General features: G+C 56.2%; 1 protein-coding gene and 1 pseudogene. Both read right to left on the bottom strand.

What is annotated here, in order from left to right:
* A pseudogene (locus B2590_RS02970) lies at window positions 1-305 on the bottom strand (heme lyase NrfEFG subunit NrfE); the annotation flags it as partial.
* A 108-nt stretch (window positions 306-413) separates the two neighbouring features.
* On the bottom strand, window positions 414-893 hold a 480-nt coding region (locus B2590_RS02965; protein ID WP_286847842.1), incomplete at its 5' end, for a redoxin domain-containing protein.

Here is an 893-nt window from a genome sequence, read left to right as displayed (position 1 = left end):
AACAGCACCGAGCCTTCATGAGATCCCCAGACGGCGGTGAACTTGTAGTACCAGGGCAGCATCGAGTTCGAATTACGGGCCACATAGTCCACGCTGAAATCATCCAGAAGAAAACTGGCGGTCAGGCTGGCATAAGAAACCAGTAGAAAGGCAAATTGCCCCCATGCCATGGGCTCTGCAAATGCCATCCACAACGGGCGCCGGGTGGCGGCTCCCAGCAAGGGCACGGTCGCCTGAAGCAGCGACAGGCAAAGTGCAATCAGTAACGCGAAGAGACCAACTTCAGGGACTGTCAGGGTTAGCATTTCGGGGCCGTGTTCGGTTAAGGGTTCGGCAATGACCGAACCTATCGGCGAGGGTTTCTCAGGTATTGCTTCGTCAGCCAGCCGCAAGGCCGGCTGACGAATTCCTTGTTACTTCCGACCAGGTTGGCGGGTAACGCGCAGATACGGTGTCTGCTCATCCCAGCCGTCGGGGAAGCGCTCTTTCGCCTCTTCGTTGGAGAGCGACGGAACGATGATCACATCCTCGCCATTCTTCCAGTCCACCGGCGTGGCCACTTTGTGGTTGTCGGTCAACTGGAGCGAATCAATGACGCGCAGGATCTCGTCCAGATTGCGCCCGGTGCTGGGCGGATACGTTAGCATCAGACGGATTTTTTTCGCGGAATCAATAATGAATACCGTTCGAACAGTCACCTTGGGATCGGCTTTTGGATGGATCATTCCGTACAGGTCTGCGACCACCTGATCCTTGTCTGCCAACAGGGGAAAATTGAGCCCCTTGCCCTGGGTTTTCTCGATATCCTTCGCCCAGTCTTTATGGGAGTCGAGCGGGTCGACGGAGACCCCGATCAGCTTTACACCGCGACTGGCGAACTCGTCCTTACGCTT

Origin of the sequence: Marinobacter sp. UBA3604 (assembly GCF_002375325.1) — a bacterium.
In the GTDB taxonomy this organism is placed as follows: Bacteria; Pseudomonadota; Gammaproteobacteria; order Pseudomonadales; family Oleiphilaceae; genus Marinobacter; species Marinobacter salarius.
This window is presented reverse-complemented; position numbering and strand designations above follow the sequence as displayed.